The sequence below is a fragment of the Ruegeria sp. HKCCA5839 genome (assembly GCF_013035585.1).
In the GTDB taxonomy this organism is placed as follows: Bacteria; Pseudomonadota; Alphaproteobacteria; order Rhodobacterales; family Rhodobacteraceae; genus Ruegeria.
In genome coordinates this window covers 1,038,407-1,058,098 of the sequence record NZ_WQIE01000001.1, presented here as the reverse complement: position 1 = coordinate 1,058,098, position 19,692 = coordinate 1,038,407, and the positions used below count along the sequence as shown (strand labels likewise).

General features: G+C 59.1%; 18 protein-coding genes. 7 read left to right on the top strand and 11 right to left on the bottom strand.

Translation table 11 applies throughout. From position 1 onward, the window contains the following. Positions 1–9: 9 nt before the first annotated feature. From GOV38_RS05195 to GOV38_RS05160, 8 genes are read right to left on the bottom strand one after another with little or no spacing between them, the layout of a single operon-like run. Positions 10–1,362, bottom strand: coding sequence for an aminotransferase class III-fold pyridoxal phosphate-dependent enzyme (locus tag GOV38_RS05195; RefSeq protein ID WP_171207858.1), 1,353 nt, complete (start codon positions 1,360–1,362; stop codon positions 10–12). Further along, a complete protein-coding gene (locus tag GOV38_RS05190; protein WP_171207857.1) occupies positions 1,362–2,174 on the bottom strand; it encodes an IclR family transcriptional regulator in 813 nt (270 codons plus the stop codon). The genes GOV38_RS05195 and GOV38_RS05190 overlap by 1 nt, the downstream gene beginning before the upstream one ends. Then, positions 2,175–2,903: a type 1 glutamine amidotransferase gene (locus tag GOV38_RS05185; protein WP_171207856.1), complete on the bottom strand. Its 729-nt coding sequence runs from the start codon at positions 2,901–2,903 to the stop codon at positions 2,175–2,177. It abuts the gene before it with no gap. After that, a complete protein-coding gene (locus tag GOV38_RS05180) occupies positions 2,887–4,179 on the bottom strand; it encodes a glutamine synthetase family protein (protein WP_171207855.1) in 1,293 nt (430 codons plus the stop codon). The genes GOV38_RS05185 and GOV38_RS05180 overlap by 17 nt, the downstream gene beginning before the upstream one ends. A gap of 7 nt (positions 4,180–4,186) precedes the next feature. After that, positions 4,187–5,443 (bottom strand): cytochrome P450, encoded by a 1,257-nt coding sequence (locus tag GOV38_RS05175; protein WP_171207854.1) that lies wholly within the window; start codon positions 5,441–5,443, stop codon positions 4,187–4,189. After that, positions 5,424–7,028 carry a tripartite tricarboxylate transporter permease gene (locus GOV38_RS05170; protein WP_171102336.1) on the bottom strand — a complete coding sequence of 535 codons (1,605 nt, stop codon included), beginning with the start codon at positions 7,026–7,028 and terminating at the stop codon, positions 5,424–5,426. Before GOV38_RS05170 ends, GOV38_RS05175 begins: the two co-directional genes overlap by 20 nt. Beyond that, on the bottom strand, positions 7,028–7,561 hold the full coding sequence (locus tag GOV38_RS05165) for a tripartite tricarboxylate transporter TctB family protein (RefSeq protein ID WP_171207853.1): 534 nt from the start codon (positions 7,559–7,561) through the stop codon (positions 7,028–7,030). The genes GOV38_RS05170 and GOV38_RS05165 overlap by 1 nt, the downstream gene beginning before the upstream one ends. 58 nt (positions 7,562–7,619) lie before the next feature. Further along, entirely contained in the window at positions 7,620–8,558 is a 939-nt protein-coding gene (locus GOV38_RS05160) for a tripartite tricarboxylate transporter substrate-binding protein (RefSeq protein ID WP_171207852.1), read from the bottom strand. A gap of 176 nt (positions 8,559–8,734) precedes the next feature. Here GOV38_RS05160 and GOV38_RS05155 point away from each other — a divergent pair, with 176 nt between their 5' ends. Continuing rightward, positions 8,735–10,219 carry an aldehyde dehydrogenase family protein gene (locus GOV38_RS05155; RefSeq protein ID WP_171207851.1) on the top strand — a complete coding sequence of 495 codons (1,485 nt, stop codon included), beginning with the start codon at positions 8,735–8,737 and terminating at the stop codon, positions 10,217–10,219. A gap of 12 nt (positions 10,220–10,231) precedes the next feature. Continuing rightward, on the top strand, positions 10,232–11,467 hold the full coding sequence (locus GOV38_RS05150) for a Tm-1-like ATP-binding domain-containing protein (protein WP_171207850.1): 1,236 nt from the start codon (positions 10,232–10,234) through the stop codon (positions 11,465–11,467). On the opposite strand, the gene GOV38_RS05145 is transcribed toward GOV38_RS05150, so the two are convergent. After that, entirely contained in the window at positions 11,464–12,189 is a 726-nt protein-coding gene (locus GOV38_RS05145) for an aspartate/glutamate racemase family protein (RefSeq protein WP_171207849.1), read from the bottom strand. The genes GOV38_RS05150 and GOV38_RS05145 overlap by 4 nt on opposite strands. A gap of 3 nt (positions 12,190–12,192) precedes the next feature. Further along, positions 12,193–12,891, bottom strand: coding sequence for a GntR family transcriptional regulator (locus GOV38_RS05140; RefSeq protein WP_171207848.1), 699 nt, complete (start codon positions 12,889–12,891; stop codon positions 12,193–12,195). Positions 12,892–13,002: 111 nt separating this feature from the next. Between GOV38_RS05140 and GOV38_RS05135 the strand changes: the two genes are divergently transcribed. Next, positions 13,003–14,697 carry a thiamine pyrophosphate-binding protein gene (locus GOV38_RS05135; protein ID WP_371808494.1) on the top strand — a complete coding sequence of 565 codons (1,695 nt, stop codon included), beginning with the start codon at positions 13,003–13,005 and terminating at the stop codon, positions 14,695–14,697. On the opposite strand, the gene GOV38_RS05130 is transcribed toward GOV38_RS05135, so the two are convergent. Continuing rightward, positions 14,658–15,578, bottom strand: coding sequence for a LysR family transcriptional regulator (locus GOV38_RS05130; RefSeq protein WP_171102329.1), 921 nt, complete (start codon positions 15,576–15,578; stop codon positions 14,658–14,660). The two genes, GOV38_RS05135 and GOV38_RS05130, sit on opposite strands and share 40 nt — an antisense overlap. A gap of 98 nt (positions 15,579–15,676) precedes the next feature. Between GOV38_RS05130 and GOV38_RS05125 the strand changes: the two genes are divergently transcribed. From GOV38_RS05125 to GOV38_RS05110, 4 genes are all read left to right on the top strand, one after another. Beyond that, complete coding sequence (locus tag GOV38_RS05125; protein ID WP_171207847.1) at positions 15,677–16,810, top strand: enolase C-terminal domain-like protein; 1,134 nt, start codon at positions 15,677–15,679, stop codon at positions 16,808–16,810. Next, positions 16,807–18,057 (top strand): FAD-binding oxidoreductase, encoded by a 1,251-nt coding sequence (locus GOV38_RS05120; protein WP_171207846.1) that lies wholly within the window; start codon positions 16,807–16,809, stop codon positions 18,055–18,057. The genes GOV38_RS05125 and GOV38_RS05120 overlap by 4 nt, the downstream gene beginning before the upstream one ends. A 50-nt stretch (positions 18,058–18,107) precedes the next feature. Continuing rightward, positions 18,108–19,085, top strand: a complete 978-nt coding sequence (locus GOV38_RS05115; protein WP_171207845.1) for a TRAP transporter substrate-binding protein — start codon at positions 18,108–18,110, stop codon at positions 19,083–19,085. Positions 19,086–19,155: 70 nt separating this feature from the next. After that, on the top strand, positions 19,156–19,689 hold the full coding sequence (locus tag GOV38_RS05110; protein WP_171207844.1) for a TRAP transporter small permease: 534 nt from the start codon (positions 19,156–19,158) through the stop codon (positions 19,687–19,689). Positions 19,690–19,692 lie beyond the last annotated feature (3 nt).

The window sequence follows — 19,692 nt, the reverse complement described above, 5'->3', positions numbered from 1 at the left end:
AGCTTGGCGTCAGATCGATTTGAACCCCGCATCCAAGGCCGAGACAATCGTGTCCACATCCGCGCTGCTTAGGATCAGGGGCGGGGACAGGATGATGTTGTTGCCTGATACGCGCACCATTGCACCGGCGGCATATGCCGTCTTTTGGACCTTGCCGATGGTGGCCTTGTCTATTGGCGTTTTGGCTGCGCGGTCAGAGACCAGCTCGAGCGCGCACATCAAGCCATAGCCACCGCGCACATCGCCGATGGTGTCATAGGTTTTGGCCAGGTCTTGCAGCCCTTCGAACAATTGCTGGCCGCGCGCGGCTGCGTTGTCCTTGACGTTCAGCCGTTCGGTTTCCTGCAAACAGGCAATCGCCGCCGCAGCCCCCACAGGATGGCCGGAATAGGTATAACCTGATCCAATCGCTGCTTTGCCGGATGTGTCCTTTTCGAACGTTTCCGAGATCTCATCGCTGATCATCACAGCGCCAAACGGAAAATAGCCGTTGGTGATCGCTTTGGCCGTCACGGCCATATCGGGCTTTACACCAAATCGCCGCGACCCGCTCCAGGCGCCGGTGCGGCCATAGGCTGTGATCACCTCATCCGCGACCAAAAGGATCCCGTGTTTCGAACAGATCTCGCGCACGCCGGGCATAAAGCTTTCATGCGGCGGGATCACGCCACCTGCACCCAGAACAGGCTCCATGATCATCGCGGCAATGGTCGAGGGGTCTTGGAACTTGATCTCGTCTTCAAGCGCGGCCAGACACAGCTGTGCCAGCTTTTCGGGATCACTTTCGTTGAACGGATTGCGATAGGGGTACGGTGCCGGAATGTGGTGGCAGCCGGGCATAAGCGGTTCATATTGTGTGCGGAAATTGGGATTTCCGTTCACTGATGCCCCCAGCGTGTGGGTCCCGTGATAGCCTTTCTTGAGGCTCAGGAACTTGACCCGTCCCGCGTCCCCTCGGATTTTGTGATATTGGCGTGCCAGACGCAGCGCGATTTCCACCCCATCGGATCCGCCCGAGGTGAAAAAGGCGCGAGACAAGCCATCGGGTGCGAAAAACTCTTGCAGCATCCAGCTGAGTTCGATGACCAGATCATTGGTGGTACCGCGAAAGATCGAGTAATAGGGCAGGCGGTCCAACTGCGCGGTGATGGCATCCTTCACCGGTTGGCAGGAATAGCCCAGGTTCACGTTCCAGAGCCCACCAACCCCGTCAACAACACTGTGCCCGTCCACATCCGTGATCGTCACCCCTTCGCCCCCGACGATGATGTCAGGCGGGTTATTCAGGCTGTCAGCCGGATGTGCCATCGGGTGCCACAGGTGGCGCGCGTTGTTTTCTTTCAGAAAGTTGCTGTCCTTCATCAGATCACCTGTTGTGCCAGAGTTTTGTCGCCCCAATCGGGCGGCAGAGTGTCGAAGCTGCGCGGAAAAACGCCGCCCAGCGCGGTTGAGGCATGCGAGGCCTCGACCAGAAGTCTTTGTGCGATGTCGCTCAGCTTTTCGGGATTGGCGCGCACGGTGGGTACCGCGACTGCCAAAGAGCCCAAAACCCGTTCGCCTTCGCCAAACACCGGCGCGCCAACCGAGGTGACGCCTTCGTCAAACGTGCCGCTCACGGACACAACGCCAAATCTCTGCACCTGCTCGATCTTGGCCTTCAGTGCAGCAGGATCCGAGATGGTCTGGTCTGTGAATTTCGACAAAGGTCGCGTCAGCACTTTCGCCCGCGTGTCTTCGGCGCAAAAGGCAAGTGCGGCGATGCCCGACGAGGTTGCGTGCAAGGGCAACATCTCGGCAATATCGAAATGGACCAGAACACCGTGCAGGCTGGGGTCGGCATGGATAACCGGTGACAGCACCTCGCCCTGCAAGAGGCTGGCATGGGCCAGCTCTCCCACCGCTTCCGACAGATCAAATACGATGGGTTGCAACAGCTTTCGCACCGGAAACAGTGTCTCGCGCAGCGCGGAAAGGCGCAGCAGGGCCGGACCCAGGCGATAGGCGCGGGTTTCGGGATGCTGTTCCAGAAACCCGTTCTCGGCCAGTTCGGTCAGATGACGATGCACCGTCGCCTTGTCCCGACCGGTCAGGCGCACAAATTCTCCCAGGCCGATCTCGGCCCGGTCGCGGGCAAAAAAGCCCAGCAAATCCAGCGCTTTGGTGATCGTGCCCATTCAGCGTCCCTCCATCTCGAAGAAAGCAGCGATTTCTTCCGCAAACAGCGCGCGGTCGGCAGGTCCGGCCTGCACCGAGGCGCGCGCGGTCTGTGTGACGGTTTCACCGACATAGTCGGCGTATTCGTCAACCAGATCGGAGATGAAGCCATGTGTCATTTCCGGGTGATGCTGCACCGTGAACACGGTGTGGCCTATGGCATACCCTGCGATCGGACAACCGGGGCTTTCAAACAGGCGCTGCGCGCCGTCGGGCAACGCGCCCACCTGTTCGATATGCGAGCCATAAAGCTGCAAGACATCGCCATTCCCCGACCACGGTGCCCGCGCCACGCGGCGGGTCTCGATCCGCCCATGCGCCCAGCCCTCGGGATTGCGCACAATCGGCGCACCCAAAGCCTTCGCAATACTCTGATGCCCAAAACAGGCGCCAAAAAGCGGTATGCCGCGTGTGATAATGTCCGTGATCAATTCCGAAAGCTTCTGCATCCAAGGCAGGTCTTCGGTGACGGAGGCCGGACTGCCTGTGATAACCACGCCATCGAACTGGTTTATGTCTTCCGGAAACTCATTCCGGCAGACCCAGAACGCGGTCACCTGCCAGTTGGGCCTAACCTCGTGGATCAGGTCCGCGAATTTCGCGTCATCCAAGGGGCGCGCTTTGGCAAAGGCGCTGTCATCGGTGTTGGTGACAAGGCAGGCTAATCGCATCTCAGACAAACCAAACATAGAAATCCAGCAGAGCGTCAGGCTCCAGCTCGCGCGTCTTACGGAATTCGCGCTCTTTCATGAAGGCATGATTTTCAACCAATGCGCGCCCGACCGCATCGACCAGAGCGGTGTCGGCTGTCAGGTCCTGTATGGCCTTGCGCAGGTTCGGCGCGGTGCCGGTGCGGGCATCCACCGTGTCGAACCCGTCGCCGGTCTCGATCGGGGGCAGGGTCATCTTAGCCTCAAACCCCAGCCGCGCGGCCTGAAGAACGGCAGCGGCGGCGGTATAGGGGTTGGCGCTGGCATCCGCCATGCGGTGTTCCAGGCGCGCCTTGGCCCCGCCTTCGCCCGAGACGCGCGTGGTCACGCCCCGATGATCGCCGCCCCAGTTCTTCCAGTAGCCCGACAGCGATGATGGCTGTAGGCGACGGTAGGATCCAGCCGTCGGGGCCAGAAGACCCGCCAGACCTTCGTGGTGATGCACAAGCCCGGCCAGACAGCCGCGCGACAGATCGCTAAGGTGATCGGGGCCGCCAAGCTCGCCAGTCGCCAATGCGTTCTGCCCGTCTGCATCCTTAAACGAGAAGTTGATATGCATGCCCGATCCGCCCATCTCGGACAGAGGTTTGGGCAGGAAGGTCAGAATGATCCCGTGGTCCAAAGCCACTTCGCGCGCCATCTGGCGGAACAAGACGATATCATCCACTGCTTTCAGAGCGTCGTCAAAGGTCAGTGTGTATTCGAACTGGGGACTGTCGTATTCTGCGGTGATCAGGTCCAGCTTGAACCCCATCTCAAGCGCCTTGTTCCAGATCACGTCGTTGATCCGCATCGGATCGGTAAAGGGGCCGGTGCCATAGACCACGCCCCCCGGTGTGTCATAGGGCCGTAACCGTCCATCTTCGCCCCCTTGCAGGGCATAGGCCTCCAACTCGATCCCCAGCATCGGTTTGAGCCCGTGCTTTTCCCAATCAGCGATCGCGCGTTTCAGCGCCCCGCGAGGACACAGCGGCAGGGGGCTGCCATCCGCATCATAGAGATCGCCCAAAACAATCGACGTATTGGGCTCCCACCCTTGGCGGACGTCCTCGCCACGCCAGCGCAGTTCCATATCCGGCGCGCCTTCGCGCACCATCGCGTGCGGCGCGTCCAGCAAGAGATCGCGGTCGTAATGCACGCCAAACGTTGCGCGGGCAAACCGGGTCGAGCCATCGCCGATCTTGCTGGCGGGCAGGTATTTGCCACGCGGGATAGATAGGTGGTCAATGAAAAGGGCGCGTAAACGGTTCGACATTGGCTTCCTATTGCAAAGTGACGCGAACGGGCATCCGCTTGATGCCGTTTACGAAGTTCGAGCGGACAAAGGCCTCGGGCCCCTCCGGCTCGATGGTTTTGATGCGCTTGACCAATTCCTGAAACAGCACCCGCACCTCAAGCCGCGCCAGATGCATGCCCAGGCAAACATGCGGGCCACCTTGACCCCACCCCAGCTGACGGTTGGGTTTGCGAGACAGGGTCAGGCGATAGGGGTCTTCAAACATTGTCTCATCCCGGTTGGCGGAAATGAACCAATAGAGAACCTTGTCACCTTCCTTGATCTGCTGGCCATGCACCTCGACATCCTTCATCGTGGTGCGGCGGAAATAGGTGGCGGGTGAAGCCCAGCGGACGATTTCATCCGCTGCGGTGCCCCAAACCTCGCCAGCTTGCAATTCCTCCAGCAAGCCGTCCTGCCGGGCCAGCGCCTGAATGCCTGCCGCGATGGAGTAGCGCGTTGTGTCGTTGCCCGCAGCCACCAGAAGGCAAAAGAAATTGCGGAACTCTGTGTCCGAGATCGTCTCACCATTTTCATCGGGTTGCAGGATCAGATGCAGGATGCCGCTGGTGTCCCCTGTGGCGTTCTTCTTGTCCATCAAGGCGCGCGAATAGTCGTAAAGCTCAGCCCCCGCTGGTGAGTTGAAGGGCATCAGCCGGAACGCATCCGTATCCATCTTGTCGACCACATGCTGGGTGAAATCGGGATCGGAATTGGCCATCAACGCGTCGCCCTTGTCGACCAGCCAGGGCAGGTCTTCATCCGGGACGCCCAAGATCTGCCCCAGCATCCGCATAGGCAATTCCCGTGCGATGTCGCGGGTGGCGTCAAAGCTGCCTTTTTCAAGCGCGGTGTCCAGAATGGGCCCGCACAGATCGCGGATCTGTTCCTCGAACCCAGCGACCACCTTGGGCGAGAACGCTTTGGCTACTTTCATACGCACTTTGCGATGCTCGGTCCCGTCGGTCTCCTGAAAGGTGCGGCGGGCCATGTATTCCTCGTGGGTCTGATCCTCCATCCGAATGCCGCGCGCCGAAGAAAATGTCTCGGTATCGCGGATCATCTTGTCGATATCCGCGTGGCGCGTGATCGACCAGTAGCCCTTGCCGCCGTCAAACTCAGACCAGTGACAGGGGGCCTCTTGCCGCAACCGCGCGAAGGTATTGTAGGGCGCACCGTCCGCAAAGCTGTCATGCGAGCCGAGATCGGCAAACCCGTCATCGTCAGGAACCCACATGGTCATAGAAACGTCTCCGTCTTTGTTGTTTTGTGCGGTTTTCGAAATGGCGGTGCGACCGGCCAGCGATGCGTTTCGCAAAGGCGTTCGAGGCCTTTTTCTGCGGCGTGCGACGGTCAACCGGTTTCCATTCGCGCCAAACGCGCCAGATGGTCGAGCCGATGATGATCAAGATCACGCAAAACAGCAGGAAGGCGATGGGGCGGTCGATGAAATCCATCGGCGTTTTGACCCGCGCCAAAGAGGCCCGCAGTTTGACCTCCATGATCCCGCCCAGCACCATGCCCAGAATGATCGGCACGATGGGCATGTTCAGGCGTTTCAGGACAAAGCCGATCAATCCGAAGACCGCCGCGATGACACAGTCCATGGTCGAGTTGCGAATGGAATAGACGCCAACAAAGCTGAGAAGCAGGATGCACATGCCTAAAAACCGGTTCGGGATACGCGTGAGGTGTACCAGCCAACCGGTTGAGACCAGCAGGAAACCCACAACAATGACATTCAGAACCAAAAGCGCGATGTAAAGCGCGACGACAAAGTCCATATCGTTCTGGAACAGCCCAGGTCCGGGCACCACGTTGTGGACATAGAACACCGAAAGCATCATCGCCGTCAGCGCCTCGCCCGGGATGCCAAGGGCCAGCAACGGGATCATCGCGGCTGCGGGTACCGCGTTGTTGGCGGTCTCGGATGAAATCAGGCCTTCGGAGGAGCCATGCCCAAAAGCTTTGGGGTTCTTCGACAGTTTGCGGGCCGAGGTGTAGGACATGAACTGCGCGGTGAATTCGCCGACACCGGGGATCATCCCCATCACCACGCCAAAACTGGCCGAGATGGCCGCAACGCGTGGATGTCGCGCCAATTCGCGAAAGCCCTGAAACAGCGAACCGCGTGAACGCGGCAGGCGGATCTTTTCGTCATCCATGGTCAGCAGCAAAAACGCCTGAGACAGCGCAAAAAGACCCAGCACCACCACGATCAGGTCAAATCCTCCGGCCAGCCAGCTTTGACCGAAAGTGAAACGGCGGGTATAGGCCGCAGGTTCCAGCCCGACTGTGCCAATCAGGATGCCAAAACCTGCAAGGGCTGCGGCGATAGCCATTTGTCCCTTGTGCGCGACGACGACCAGAACAAGGCCCAGAAGCGCAGCCAGAAAGATCTCGCGCGAGCCGAACATCGGGGCGATCTTGGCCAGAACAGGGGACAGAAAAATGAGACAGACAACCGAGAAGACACCGCCCAGAAAACTGGCTGAATAGGCCAGCGACAAGGCGCGTCGGCCTTCCCCTCGCAGTGTCATCGGGAACCCGTCATAGGTAGTCAGCGCGTTGACGGCCGTGCCCGGTGTATTGATCAAAATGGCAGGGATCGATCCGCCATACATCGATGACCCGTAGATCCCCAACAGCAGCGTCAACCCGACAATCGGGTCCATCGAGAAGGTTGCGGGCAAAAGAATGGCGATGGCCACTGCGGGCCCAACACCCGGAATGGCGCCAATGGCCACACCGCCCACCGCCCCGACCAGCAGCGCAAGCATCACGTCCCAGCGGGCCAGAACGTCAATGGCGGACAGGATCAGATCCATCAGAGATACACCAGAAAGAAGGTTCGCACCGAAACGGGAAGAAACTCATAGATCTGCGCGCCGGGTATGTTGACCCCAAGCAGACCCTTGAACAAAACCACCATCGCAACCGCAAAGAGCGCGGCGATCATCAACCCCATACGTGAGCGATATCCCAACCGGTAGGTCAGCGCGCAGGCGAAGAGGATGCTCATGGGTAGAAAGCCCAGCCTTGGGACAGCTGCAACATAGACGAGAAACCATAGGAGGTATTCCAAAGGCTCGGCCCAGCGCCGCGCCTCGACCCAATCCAACGCGTTGGGCTTGCGTCGCCGCATCAACCGGAAATGGATCGCAAAGCCACCCAGCATTGTGATCAGGGCAATCGCTGGCCACAGGCGGGGTTGGCTGCCGATATTGCGTGCTTTTTCCGTCCATTCGGTCTGTGTGGTGATCTGCGACAGCAAGATCAGCGTCAGAACCAGACCGGCGACAACAAAGACAACCTGCCCGGACGTCTTGGTCTTGACCTGCAAAAGCTCGGAATCGTCCATCAGGGAGGTCCTTGTCGAGTGAGAGAGGGCGGGTCGCCGCCCCCTCGGGCCGTTGGTCTTACTGACCCAGCGCTTCCGAGATTGTACCCAGTGTCGCTTTGTCCTCGGCGATCACTGCTGCGCTTTCGTCGGCGTTCAGCCAATAGACCAAGGCACCGGTTTCAGCGGCCAATTGCTGCGCGCGGTCGCTTTTGACGGTCTTCTCGGCAACCGCGGCAATTTTTTCCCGTACATCGGCTGGCGTATCTTTGGTGACAAAGAGACCGTTCCACAGCGAGATGTCGAGCGACGGTTCAACCTCGCCGATTGCAGGCGTGTCCGGCACCTTGCTGATCCGCTCGCCTGTGATCGACACCAGAACCTTCACGCTGTCCAGACAAGGCAGGATGAGTTGCAGCGTTGTGTTGATCACATCCGCATCGCCCGAAGCCAGCGTGTTGCAGTCCAGCGCGTCAAAGGCGGCGTCACCACCCCACTCGAACCCCATAGTTGCCGACAGGGCCTTGGTTACCTGTGTCGGCGTCAGGACATCGCCGAAATGGCCAAGGAATACATCGTTTTCTTTCGCGTAATCCGCCAGTTCCTGCATATTGGAATAGGGTGCATTGCCGGATGTGGCGACAACAAACGGATAGGTCAGGAAGATACCAACCGGATCAAACTTTTCGGGTGTCAGCTCGGGGATGTCGATCTCATGCCCGATTAGCGACACGGCGGGTACAAACGAGCCGATGGTGTAGCCATCTGCAGGCGCTGTGGCCACTTCGACCGCGCCCGGGAAGGGGCCGCCACCGCCGCCGGGCTTGTTCACCACGGCAGCGGGCACGCCATATTCCGCTTGAAAGTCTTCGGCGATCATCCGGGTCAGCACGTCTTCCAGATCGCCCGGAGGCCACGGGACGATAAAGCTGACGGGTTTTTCGGGATACTCAGCCAGCGCCGGTCCGGCCAGGCCAAGGGCAAGTGCGGCCAGAACCGCCTTCGTCATTTTGGTCATGTCATCTCCCTGCGAGATCAGATTTGGTTGGTTTATTATATGAACCTTAGGTATCAATAATCTTGTTTTTGGAATCCTTGCCTGTCAACAAAAAAATCCCTGTTGACAAAAGCGGCCCAAAACTAGGAAAGTTTTTTGACACCTAAGGTTCATTATTTAAACCTAACGAGACTGACTTGGACAAACCCAGAATCGACACCCTTCGCCATCAGCCGGTTCCTGACGCGAAACATGTGATCAACGGTGCGCGCGTTGACGCATCAGATGGCCGTACGATGCCGGTGATTTCTCCGATAGATGGCAGTACATTGACGACCTTGCCGAAAGGTACGCGCGAGGATGCAGACCGCGCGGTTGCGGCGGCCCGGTTGGCGTTTGACGACGGGCGCTGGTCCGGACTTGCCCCTGCTGCTCGTAAGAAAATCCTTTTGAAATGGGCCGATCTGATTGAGGCGCAGGCTGAAGAACTTGCCGTATTGGGGGTGCGCGACAACGGCACCGAGATCGGCATGGCCTATAAGGCCGAACCGCTCAGCGCAGCGGGAACGATCCGGTATTTCGCTGAGGCCACGGACAAGATCTTTGGTGAGATTGCGCCCACAGCCCCCGGGGCGCTGGGGCTGGTGCACAAGCACCCGGTTGGCGTTGTAGGGGCAATCGTGCCGTGGAATTTCCCGATGATGATCGGCAGTTGGAAGCTGGGCCCGGCCTTGGCCGCCGGATGCACGGTGGTTCTGAAACCCGCCGAGACGGCTTCGCTCACCTTGCTGCGTTTAGCCGAACTTGCGTTGGAGGCTGGCCTACCGCCGGGGGTTCTGAATGTGGTCACCGGCGAAGGCGCTGTGATCGGAGCGGCAATTGCAGAGTCCAACGAGGTTGATGTGCTTGTCTTTACCGGATCCGGGGCCACGGGGCGACGGTTGCTGGAGGCGTCGGCGCGTTCGAACCTCAAGCGGGTCTATCTTGAACTGGGCGGCAAGTCGCCGAACATTGTCTTCGCCGATGCGCCCGATCTGGATGAGGCCGCTAAGATCTCGGCGGCAGGTATCTTCCGCAACTCGGGGCAGGTCTGCATCGCTGGGTCGCGCCTGCTGGTGCAGCGTGAGATCCATGATGTCTTTGTCGATAAGCTTGTGGCGCAGGCCAATGCGATGCAGATCGGCGATCCGCTGGACCCTATGACGAATGCAGGTGCTGTGAATTCCGAGCGTCAATTGGCGCAGAACCTTGCTTTCATAGACGAGGCGCGCGCCGCGGGGCGCACCATCGCCACGGGCGGCAACCGTATCCTGCAAGAAACCGGCGGCACCTATATGGCACCGACCATCGTGACGGAGTTGCAACCTGATGACCGGATCGTGCGCGAAGAGGTCTTTGGCCCGGTTCTTACAGTGCAGGTCTTTGACACCGAGGAAGAAGCCATCGCGCTGGCCAACGACACAGAGACAGGGCTGGCCGCAGGGGTTTGGACCTCAAACCTGTCGCGGGCACATCGGATGATCGCGGTGATTGAGGCCGGGGTAGTGCATGTGAACACCTATGGCGGGGCGGATGTCACCGTGCCGCTGGGCGGCGTCAAACAATCGGGCAATGGGCATGACAAGTCTTTGCATGCGTTCGACAAATACCTGAACCTGAAAACCGCATGGATCAAGCTTTGAGGGTCTCTTGAGATGATGGACAAAACCATCCTTCTGGTTGGAACCTATGACACCAAAGATGATGAACTGAATTACCTTGCCGAGACCATTCGGGGGCAGGGCGGTCAGGTCATGACAATGGATGTGAGCGTTCTGGGCGATCCGTCAAAACCGACCGATATCTCAAAGCACGACGTGGCCAAAGCCGGGGGCCACAGCATCCAAGAGGCGATCGACAGCGGGGATGAGAACACGGCCATGCAGATCATGGCCAAGGGCGGGGCGATACTGGCGGCCCGGCTGCAGGCTGATGGAAAGGTCGACGGTGCGCTTGTTCTGGGCGGCACTATGGGCACCGATCTGGCGCTGGATATCTGTTCGGCCCTGCCGGTTGGTGTGCCGAAATATATCGTGTCGACGGTGTCCTTCTCACCGCTGATCCCGCCCGAGCGTTTGCCCGCGGATGTTCAGATGATCCTTTGGGCGGGCGGGCTTTATGGGCTGAATTCGGTCTGCAAAGCCTCTCTCAGTCAGGCCGCTGGCGCGGTGCTTGGCGCGGCGCGCGCGGTTGAGCGGCCCGACGCGGCCAAGCCGCTGATCGGCATGACGTCTTTTGGGAAAACAGTGCTGAAATACATGGTGGCGCTGAAACCCGCACTGGAACAGCGCGGGTTCGAGGTTGCGGTGTTTCATGCAACCGGCATGGGCGGGCGGGCGTTTGAAAGCCTGGCATCCGAGGGGCGCTTTGCCGCGGTGATGGATTTCGCGCCGCAAGAGGTGGGCAACCATTTGATGGGGTCTTCAATCTCGGCCGGGGCGGATCGGATGACGGCGGCAGGTCTGTCCGGCACACCTCAGATCGTGTCCATCGGTTGCTATGATCTGGTGGATTTCGTCGGCTGGCAAGACACGCCCGCGAAACTGCGCGGGCAAGAGACACATGCCCATAACCGCCTGCTGTCTTCGGTCATGATGACAGCAGATCAGCGCCGCGAGTTGGCGCGCGAAATCTGCGCGAAACTGTTGCAGGCCAAGGGTCCGACGACTCTAATCCTGCCAAACCAGGGCGGCAACGAATGGGACCGGCCCGGCGGACCCCTGAGTGACCCCGCAGGTTTAGCCGCGTTCATAGAGGAGGTTCGCGCAAACTGTCCGCCGAATGTGACCCCGATCGAGTTGGATGCACATATTAATGACCCGGAATTTGCCGAGGCCGCGTTGAAACAGTTCGACGCGTGGCTTGCGCAGGGAGCGGTCGCGCAGCCCTAAGCGTGGCTTAGATCAAAGCGCGGCGGGGTCAGACCGGCCTGAAACCAGTTGACCAATGTGACGATCGAATAGACCGGCAGCCCGGTGGCGCGTTGAATATCAGCGGCATAGGGGCACATATTTGTGCACTCCAGTACCAGCGCGCCAATCTCAGGGTGGTCCGCCGTCAGCGCCAGCGCCGCCTCGAGATTGTCTGCCCGCGCTTTTTCGACATCCAGTGTGAGTTCATTGTCCAGTATGGCCCGCGTAAACTCCATCCCATGTTCCGTTGACCCAATGGGCGTGCCTTCAGGGACCTGTGCGCCTGCCAGATGGGCGGGTGTCAGTGTCGAGGCCGAGATGGTCAGGATACCGGCCCGTTTGCCTGCGGGCAGGGTCCGGTTCACCATGTCCACCTGCATCAGCGATGAGGTCACAACCGGCACCGGCAGTGCCGCGGCGAGTTCCGCCTGAAACAGCGAAAGAAACCCGCAATTGGTGGTGATCCCGTACGCGCCGTCTTTTACCAGATCACGGGCCGCATCGATAAACGCGCCCAGCATGCCATCGGCATTCTTTCGCACGACGTGATTAGGGGTGGCATCCCGCACAACACGGTAGAGTACCGGAAACGGCCAGGTCAACGCGTTGCCCATATCACCTGGAATACGGGGGAATTGCGCGTCCAGCATCAAGATACCAACCGACGCGCCATAGATGGATTTGCCGCCTTTTGCGATCATGGTCTATGCGTCCTCGATGATCCGGGACGAGATCCCCTCGGGCCCATCCATATAAATGCTGGAAATACCGTGCCGCACAGCTTCTTGCACCTGATCCATACGTTTGGCGATATGCGCGCCCATCACCTGAGCAGCGCTGTCCGCGTCGCGCGCGATCAACGCTTGCATCACGCGTTTATGTTCGCTTTTTGAGCGTTGCAGACGATCCATACTCATCGATACCCAACGGATATAGCGGATGCGCTCGTTGATCCGGTCAAGCGTTTCGACCAATTCTGCATTGCCGGTCAGTTGGGCAATGCCAAGGTGAAACGCCTCATCGCGCGCGACCGCCTCGGCAATCGTCAGGCCGGTGATGTCGATGCCGGTTGCGTAAAGCTCGGTTTTCAACGCATCCAGATCTGAATCCAAGGCTCTTTCGCAGGCGCTGCGCACAGCGGCGGTTTCGATGATACGACGCAGTTCGAACAGGTCGTACACGGTTTGCGCATCCAGTGGGCGACAAAAGAAACCCTGGCCGGGGCGGAAATCGAACAAGCGTTCTGCCACAAGGCGGTTCAGCGCCTCTCGTAACGGAGTACGGCTGACGCCAAGCTCTTTGGACAGTGAAACCTCGTTCAGCCGGTCACCCGGGCGCAGGCGAAAGGAAACGGCCATCGCCTTGACCTGCTCATAAATGTCATCGACCCGTGGACCTGCCATCAAACCCGCCTGAAATCTGCTGTTCAACAGGTGGCATAGAGCGCAGTTGAAATCAATATACAAAACTGTATACAGATCTGTGTTCAGATTCTGATCAGGGAGAGCTTTGCTGTGACTGGAACCAACCATTTGACCGGTGCAGAAGCGATGGTGCGGATGCTGCAAGCCCATGATGTAAGCCATATGTTTGGCCTGTGCGGCGACACGACCTTGCCGTTCTATGACGCTTTGGCACGCATGGATCATGGCATTCAGCACATCCTGACTAGGGACGAGCGCCATGCGGCCTATATGGCGGATGGCTATGCGCGGGTCACTGGAAAGCCGGGGGTTTGCGAAGGCCCCTCGGGCGGAGGAGCGACCTATATTCTCCCCGGCGTGGTCGAGGCCAATGAAAGCTCGGTGCCGATACTGGCGATCACGTCAGATGTGGCCACGACAAGCCGGGGGAAATACCCGCTGACCGAGTTGGATCAGCCAGCGCTCTTCAAGCCGTTGACCAAGTGGAACGCATCGCTCGATGACCCATCGCGGCTGCCGGCTATGGTGCGGGCAGCGTTCCGGGCCATGACCACGGGCACGCCCGGTGCCACCCATCTGGCGCTGCCCTTTGACACGCAGAAAGGGCCGGTGGACGAAGCCGAGATTTGGGCGGATGACCGCCATCAGTCCTTCCCGGCGGAACGCGTAGGTCCCGACCCGGATGCCATCGAAGCAGCGGCAAAGGTTCTGGCGCAGGCGAACTCTGCCGTTTTTGTCTGCGGGGGCGGGCCGGTTTTGTCGGGTGCGACAGCGGCCCTGTCGCGGGTGGCCAAACTGTTGGATGCGCCTGTCGCAACAACGGTGTCCGGGCAGGGGGCAATCGCCGAAACCGATCCTTTGGCGCTGGGCGTTGTCGGCTCGAACGGCGGGGTTGCGGCGACCCGAGCGGTTGTCGATCAGGCCGATGTTGTTGTCTTTGTCGGATGTCGCGCCGGATCGGTGACCACCGAACGCTGGCGAAGCCCGGCGCGCGGTGCAACGATCCTTCACATCGACAGCGATCCCCTGGTGATCGGAGCCAATTACCAGACCGAAGTCGCCATTTGCGCAGATGCCAGATTGGCGCTTGAAGCGCTGGCCGAGGCGCTTGAGCAGCAACAAGACTTACCGTCCATGGGCGGCGCAGCCAAGGCAAGCGCTGCCTGGGCCGCAAAGCTTGCGGGCTTTAATCCGCTTGCGGCAAGCCAGGACACCCCGATCCGACCCGAGGCGGTGATGGCCGCGCTGATGGACCTTTTGGACGATGACGCGATTGTTGTGGCCGACCCCGGCACGCCTTGCCCCTATTTCAGTGCCCATTACCGCTGGCCCAGAGTGGGGCGGCATTTCATCACCAACCGGGCGCATGGGGCCTTGGGCTATTCGCTGGGCGCTGCGATGGGGGCACATGTCGGGCGACCCTCGGTCAAGACGCTGGCCGTGATGGGCGACGGCTCATTCGGCTTTGCCTGCGGCGAGTTTGAAACTATGGTCCGGCACAGGATGCCGATCACTTCTATCGTTTTCTCAAACGCGGTGTTTGGATGGATCAAGGCAGGGCAGAATGCGGGGTTTGGTCAGCGGTTCTATAACGTCGATTTCAACCGGACCGATCACGCAGCCGTCGCAACTGCCTTTGGCGTCAAATCCTGGACGGTTCGGGATCCGGCAGAGCTGAACGGCGTTTTGAAACAGGCGCTCGATCACGACGGGCCAACCTTGGTCGACATACACTCCCAACCGCTTCACGAGGCCGCCGCACCGGTTTCGGAATGGGTGGCATAAGACGCGATTGACGCGGTCAACTGCGCCAGAAACGCTTGTGCAATTGCGGACAAAGGGCGAGTTTTGGCGGTGATCACGGCCAGATCCAGCGTCACTGCCGGTTTGAACGGGCGGGTGAGATAGCCGCTCTCATGGTCAAACGCGACTGTGAAAGGGTCGATCATGGCGACGCCCATGCCTTGTTTGACAAAGCTCAGCAGGTTTTCGGACAAATGGGTATGGATCTGCGTGCGCCACGTGCATCCGGCGGCCTGAAAAATATCGCGGGTTCGCCGGTGTGTCTGATGCTCGGGGCCCATCACGATAAACGGTTCATTGTCTAGTATCTGTGGCGTTAAAACCTCATATGCTGCAAGCGGGCTGTCGGCGGGAAACGTCGCCAAGGTCTCAAAGTTGAACACTTGGTATTCCAGCGTGTCATGCAAGATCGGCAACTCGACCACGCCAATCTCGAACAGGCCAGAGATGACCCATTCCTGAATTTTCGAGGAATATTGCGACTGGAAGCTAACGGACAGGTTGGGGCGGGATTTGGCGAATCGCGCTATTTCCTGCGGCATGAAGCCGAAGGACAGCATGTGTGGGGCGGCGACCTGTAATTGACCAGGGTGCTTGTTTTGAAGGTCAGTTACCGCCTGGGCCACATGATCCAGACCGCGCACCACTGTGTCGACCTCTCGATACAAAAGCTCTGCCTCAGGCGTCGGCAACAAGCGGCCTTTGGTACGCTCGAACAAGGGCAGTCGGGCTTCGCGTTCAAGCTGAGCCAGCAGATTGCTGATCCCGGGCTGAGAAATCCCCAAGACGGACGCGGCCCCGGTGACCGTTCCGGTTTCCATGATGGCGTGAAAGGCCTGAAGTTGGCGAAAGCGCAGGGACATCGCTTACCTTATCATTTCTTCTGATGGAGTTGCCAAGAATTAGTATTTGAAATGATATGTAGGTCAAGGCAGGCTTTCAGGGTGGAACCGGGGGCTGCATGGGCGACTTAGATCAGAAAATCGTGGGGTACGACCTGTGGCACCTTGAACTGCCGGTTACATCGCGCCGCGATCACGGGATTGGCTCGGTCGAAGGCACTTGCGAGATCGTGGTGCTGCGGCTGACGTCAGAAGATGGCTCGCAGGGTTTTGGCGAGGCGTCGCCCTGGTCGGTCTTTACCGGCTCGCCCGAGGCCAGCTTTGCGGCGCTGAACCGGTATCTACGCCCACTCGTCGTGGGTCAGCCGGTTGCGGATCGGGCCAGGATTATGGCGCAGGCCGAAAAAGCGGTGGCCCATTGCACCGAGGCCAAGGCGGCGCTTGAGACAGCGCTTCTGGACCTTACGGGTCGCCTCAGCGGTGTCCCCGTCTGGGCGCTGCTGGGTGGACGATGCCGCAGCACGATCCCGCTCAGCTGTTCCATCGCCAACCCAGATTTTGCACAGGATATCGATCTGCTGGCCCGACTGAAGGATGATGGCGTGCGGATCGTCAAGTTAAAGACCGGGTTCAAAGATCATGCGTTCGATATCATGAGGTTGGAATACCTGGCGCAGAATGCCCCCGAATTCTCGGTGCGGGTGGACTATAATCAGGGCTTGTCGGTCGAGGATGCCCCGAGCCAAGTGCGCGATGTGGCGCAGTTTCGTCCCGATTTCATCGAGCAGCCTGTGCGGGCGCATCATTTTGGTATGATGGCGCAGTTGCGGAAGATGGTTGACGTGCCGCTATTGGCAGATGAAAGCGTGTTTGGGCCCGAAGATATGGAGCGCGCCGCCCGCGAAGGAATTTGCGACGGCGTATCGGTCAAGATCATGAAATCTGGTGGCCTTTCGCGTGGCCAAAGCGTTGCGCGCATTGCTGCGGCGCATGGGCTGAGCGCTTATGGTGGCGACATGTTCGAGACCGGATTGGCCCATCTGGCGGGTACACATATGATCGCCGCCACGCCCGAAATCACACTTGGATGCGAGTTCTATCAGGCCTCCTACTTTCTGGCTGACGATATCCTGCAAGAGCGCTTCGCGGTCAGCGACGGCAAGGTTGTCGTTCCCGATGGTCCGGGTTTGGGTGGCATGCCGGATATTGGCAAGTTGGAACATTACGCAACCGCTCGGGCGCAGGCAGCATGAGCGAACAAAAGACCATAGCCATCATCGGAGCCGGGATCGTTGGTGTCTCGACCGCGATCTGGCTGCAAAGAGATGGTCACAAGGTTATTCTGATCGACAAGGCTGGACCGGGTGAGGGCACGTCTTACGGGAATGGTGGTGTGCTGGCCTCATGCTCGGTGGTGCCGGTGACAGTGCCGGGATTGCTGAAGAAAGCGCCCGGAATGCTGTTTGATCCGATGCAGCCATTGTTCTTGAAATGGGGTTACCTGCCCAAGCTGTTGCCCTGGCTGACGCGGTATCTGAAGCACGCCAACGCAGAAGATGCAGATCGGATTGCGGCAGCCCTTACACCCATTGTCGGAGACAGTCTGAACGATCACACCGCACTGGCGCAGGGCACGGGTGCGGAAAAGTGGATCGCGCCATCGGACTATATGTATGTCTATGACGACCGAGAGCATTTTGAAAGCGATGCCTTCGGATGGCGCATCAGGCGCAAGAACGGGGTCAAATGGCAGGAGCTCGAAGGGCAAGAGTTTCATGACTTCGATCCGATATATGGCCCGCAGATCGGATTTGCGGCGAAGATGGCCGAACATGGTCACATCAAGGATCCCGGAAGATATATCAAAGACTTGGCCGGTCATGTTAAAGCGCAAGGCGGTCAAATCATCCGCGCCGAAGTGCAAGCCATCCTGCATGAAAGCGGTCGCGTTACAGCCGTAAAGGCCGGGGGGCAACAGATTGAGTGTGACGCGGCTGTGCTGACAGCTGGCGTTTGGTCTGGCCCTTTGGCAAAATCCCTGGGCATATCGGTGCCGCTGGAAACCGAGCGCGGGTATCATCTGGAATTGATCGAACCCTCGGCAATGCCGCGTTGCCCGGCCATGATCGCCTCGGGCAAGTTTGTGGCTACCCCGATGGAGGGGCGCATCCGTTTGGCTGGCATTGTTGAATTCGGAGGGCTCGAGGCTGAACCCTCGCCCGCTGCGTTCGATCTATTGCGCAAGAACGCCAAAGCGGCGTTTCCGGGTTTGACATGGCGCGAAGAAAGCGAATGGATGGGACATAGGCCAGCGCCTGCCGACTCGATCCCTGTCATTGGGGATGTGCCGGGGACTGACGGAGCTTTCATGGGCTTTGGTCACCATCACATCGGCCTGACGGGTGGCCCCAAGACGGGGCGGCTTTTGGCGCAGATGATCGCGGGCAGAAACCCGAACATGGATGTAAGTGCCTATGCACCTGCACGTTTCGCAACCTAGACAGATCGGTGGACAACACTGACACAACGAATTTCAACCGGGAGAACATGATGAAAAAACTGACACATCTTTTGGCAGCAACTGCTTTGACTGCCGCCGCAGCTGCACCCGCTTTTGCCGAGAAATGGGACATGCCGATGGCCTATTCGGCGTCAAACTTCCATTCGGCCACCGGGGCGGAGTTCGCTAAATGCGTGACCACTGGCACTGGGGGCGAGATTGAAATTGTCACGCACCCGTCGGGATCGCTGTTCAAGGGTGCTGACATCAAACGCGCAATCCAGACCGGGCAGGCCCCAATCGGTGAGCGTCTTCTGTCCGGCCACCAGAACGAAAACGCACTGTTTGGGTTCGACTCGATCCCTTTCCTGGCCACGTCCTTTGACGATAGCGCTAAGCTCTGGGAAGCGGCGAAGCCTACAATCGAAGAACTGCTGGCCGAGCAGAACCTGACGCTGCTTTATGCCGTGCCCTGGCCACCGCAGGGGCTGTACTTCAAGAACGAGGTGAACTCGGTTGCCGATATGGAGGGCATCAAGTTCCGCTCGTACAACAACGCCACATCGCGGCTGGCCGAGCTGACAGGAATGTTGCCCGTAACCATCGAAGCGGCCGAAATCAGTCAGGCTTTTGCCACAGGTGTTGCCGATGCGATGGTGTCATCGGGATCCACGGGGTATGACCGTAAGGTTTGGGAAAGCCTGAACTATTTCTACGAAGTGGATGCATGGCTGCCGCGCAATTACGTGATGGTGAACTCCGACGTTTGGTCGGGTGTTTCTGACACCAACAAAAACGTCATCAAGGCCTGTGCCGAACTGGCCGAATATGCGGGCAACTGGCGAGCCAAGGAATACACGGGCTTTACCCTGCAAGGCCTGCGCGATGGCGGCATGACCGTTGGTCCGGCTTCTGAGCAGATGGTCAATGAACTGAAAGAAATCGGCGTCACTATGACAAATGAGTGGTTGGAAGCCGCCGGAGATCAGGGCAAGGCGATTGTCGACGCTTTCAACGCGTCTCAATAACTGATTGTCGTCGGGCGGCGGAGCGTTTCGCCGCCCGAACACCAACCAAGAAAACAAACACGGGGACAGCATGGGTGCTTTGCGAGGGCTTCGGTCCGTACTGGATTTCATTTATCTGGCAGCAGGGGTTCTGGCAGCGCTGAGCCTGATCGCCATCCTGCTGTTGATCATGGTGCAAATGCTGGCCCGCTGGACCGGTGAGGTCTTTCCAGGCGCGCCCGATTATGCTGGGTACGCCATGGCCGCCGCCTCGTTCCTGGCCTTTGCAAATGCATTGAACCGAGGCAGCCACATCCGGGTCTCGATCCTGCTGAACGCCGTACCCGAAAGCGTGCGCCGTATTCTTGAGGTCTGGTGCTTTGCTATCGGCACTGCGGTGATGTGGTACTTCTGCTGGTACGCCTACCGGTTTGTCTATTGGAGCTGGAAGTTCAACGATATCAGCCAGGGGCAAGACAAAACCGCTTTGTGGATCCCGCAATCTGCGATGCTGATCGGCGCGGTGATCCTTGCGATTGCGCTGACCGACCATCTTATCCACGTGCTCATAAAGGGCGATCACCGGATCACCCGTGATCTGGCCGATCAAAGCCAGGGAGAATAAGCG

Excerpts from the sequence above, each read along its gene's own strand:
- GOV38_RS05110 (WP_171207844.1), top strand. The coding sequence starts at position 19,156 with ATGGGTGCTTTGCGAGGGCTTCGGTCCGTACTGGATTTCATTTATCTG.
- GOV38_RS05165 (WP_171207853.1), bottom strand. The coding sequence starts at position 7,561 with ATGGACGATTCCGAGCTTTTGCAGGTCAAGACCAAGACGTCCGGGCAG.
- GOV38_RS05195 (WP_171207858.1), bottom strand. The coding sequence starts at position 1,362 with ATGAAGGACAGCAACTTTCTGAAAGAAAACAACGCGCGCCACCTGTGG.
- GOV38_RS05150 (WP_171207850.1), top strand. The coding sequence starts at position 10,232 with ATGATGGACAAAACCATCCTTCTGGTTGGAACCTATGACACCAAAGAT.
- GOV38_RS05125 (WP_171207847.1), top strand. The coding sequence starts at position 15,677 with ATGGGCGACTTAGATCAGAAAATCGTGGGGTACGACCTGTGGCACCTT.
- GOV38_RS05190 (WP_171207857.1), bottom strand. The coding sequence starts at position 2,174 with ATGGGCACGATCACCAAAGCGCTGGATTTGCTGGGCTTTTTTGCCCGC.
- GOV38_RS05130 (WP_171102329.1), bottom strand. The coding sequence starts at position 15,578 with ATGTCCCTGCGCTTTCGCCAACTTCAGGCCTTTCACGCCATCATGGAA.
- GOV38_RS05160 (WP_171207852.1), bottom strand. The coding sequence starts at position 8,558 with ATGACCAAAATGACGAAGGCGGTTCTGGCCGCACTTGCCCTTGGCCTG.
- GOV38_RS05115 (WP_171207845.1), top strand. The coding sequence starts at position 18,108 with ATGAAAAAACTGACACATCTTTTGGCAGCAACTGCTTTGACTGCCGCC.
- GOV38_RS05175 (WP_171207854.1), bottom strand. The coding sequence starts at position 5,443 with ATGACCATGTGGGTTCCTGACGATGACGGGTTTGCCGATCTCGGCTCG.
- GOV38_RS05140 (WP_171207848.1), bottom strand. The coding sequence starts at position 12,891 with ATGGCAGGTCCACGGGTCGATGACATTTATGAGCAGGTCAAGGCGATG.
- GOV38_RS05185 (WP_171207856.1), bottom strand. The coding sequence starts at position 2,903 with ATGTTTGGTTTGTCTGAGATGCGATTAGCCTGCCTTGTCACCAACACC.
- GOV38_RS05120 (WP_171207846.1), top strand. The coding sequence starts at position 16,807 with ATGAGCGAACAAAAGACCATAGCCATCATCGGAGCCGGGATCGTTGGT.
- GOV38_RS05145 (WP_171207849.1), bottom strand. The coding sequence starts at position 12,189 with ATGATCGCAAAAGGCGGCAAATCCATCTATGGCGCGTCGGTTGGTATC.
- GOV38_RS05180 (WP_171207855.1), bottom strand. The coding sequence starts at position 4,179 with ATGTCGAACCGTTTACGCGCCCTTTTCATTGACCACCTATCTATCCCG.
- GOV38_RS05170 (WP_171102336.1), bottom strand. The coding sequence starts at position 7,028 with ATGGATCTGATCCTGTCCGCCATTGACGTTCTGGCCCGCTGGGACGTG.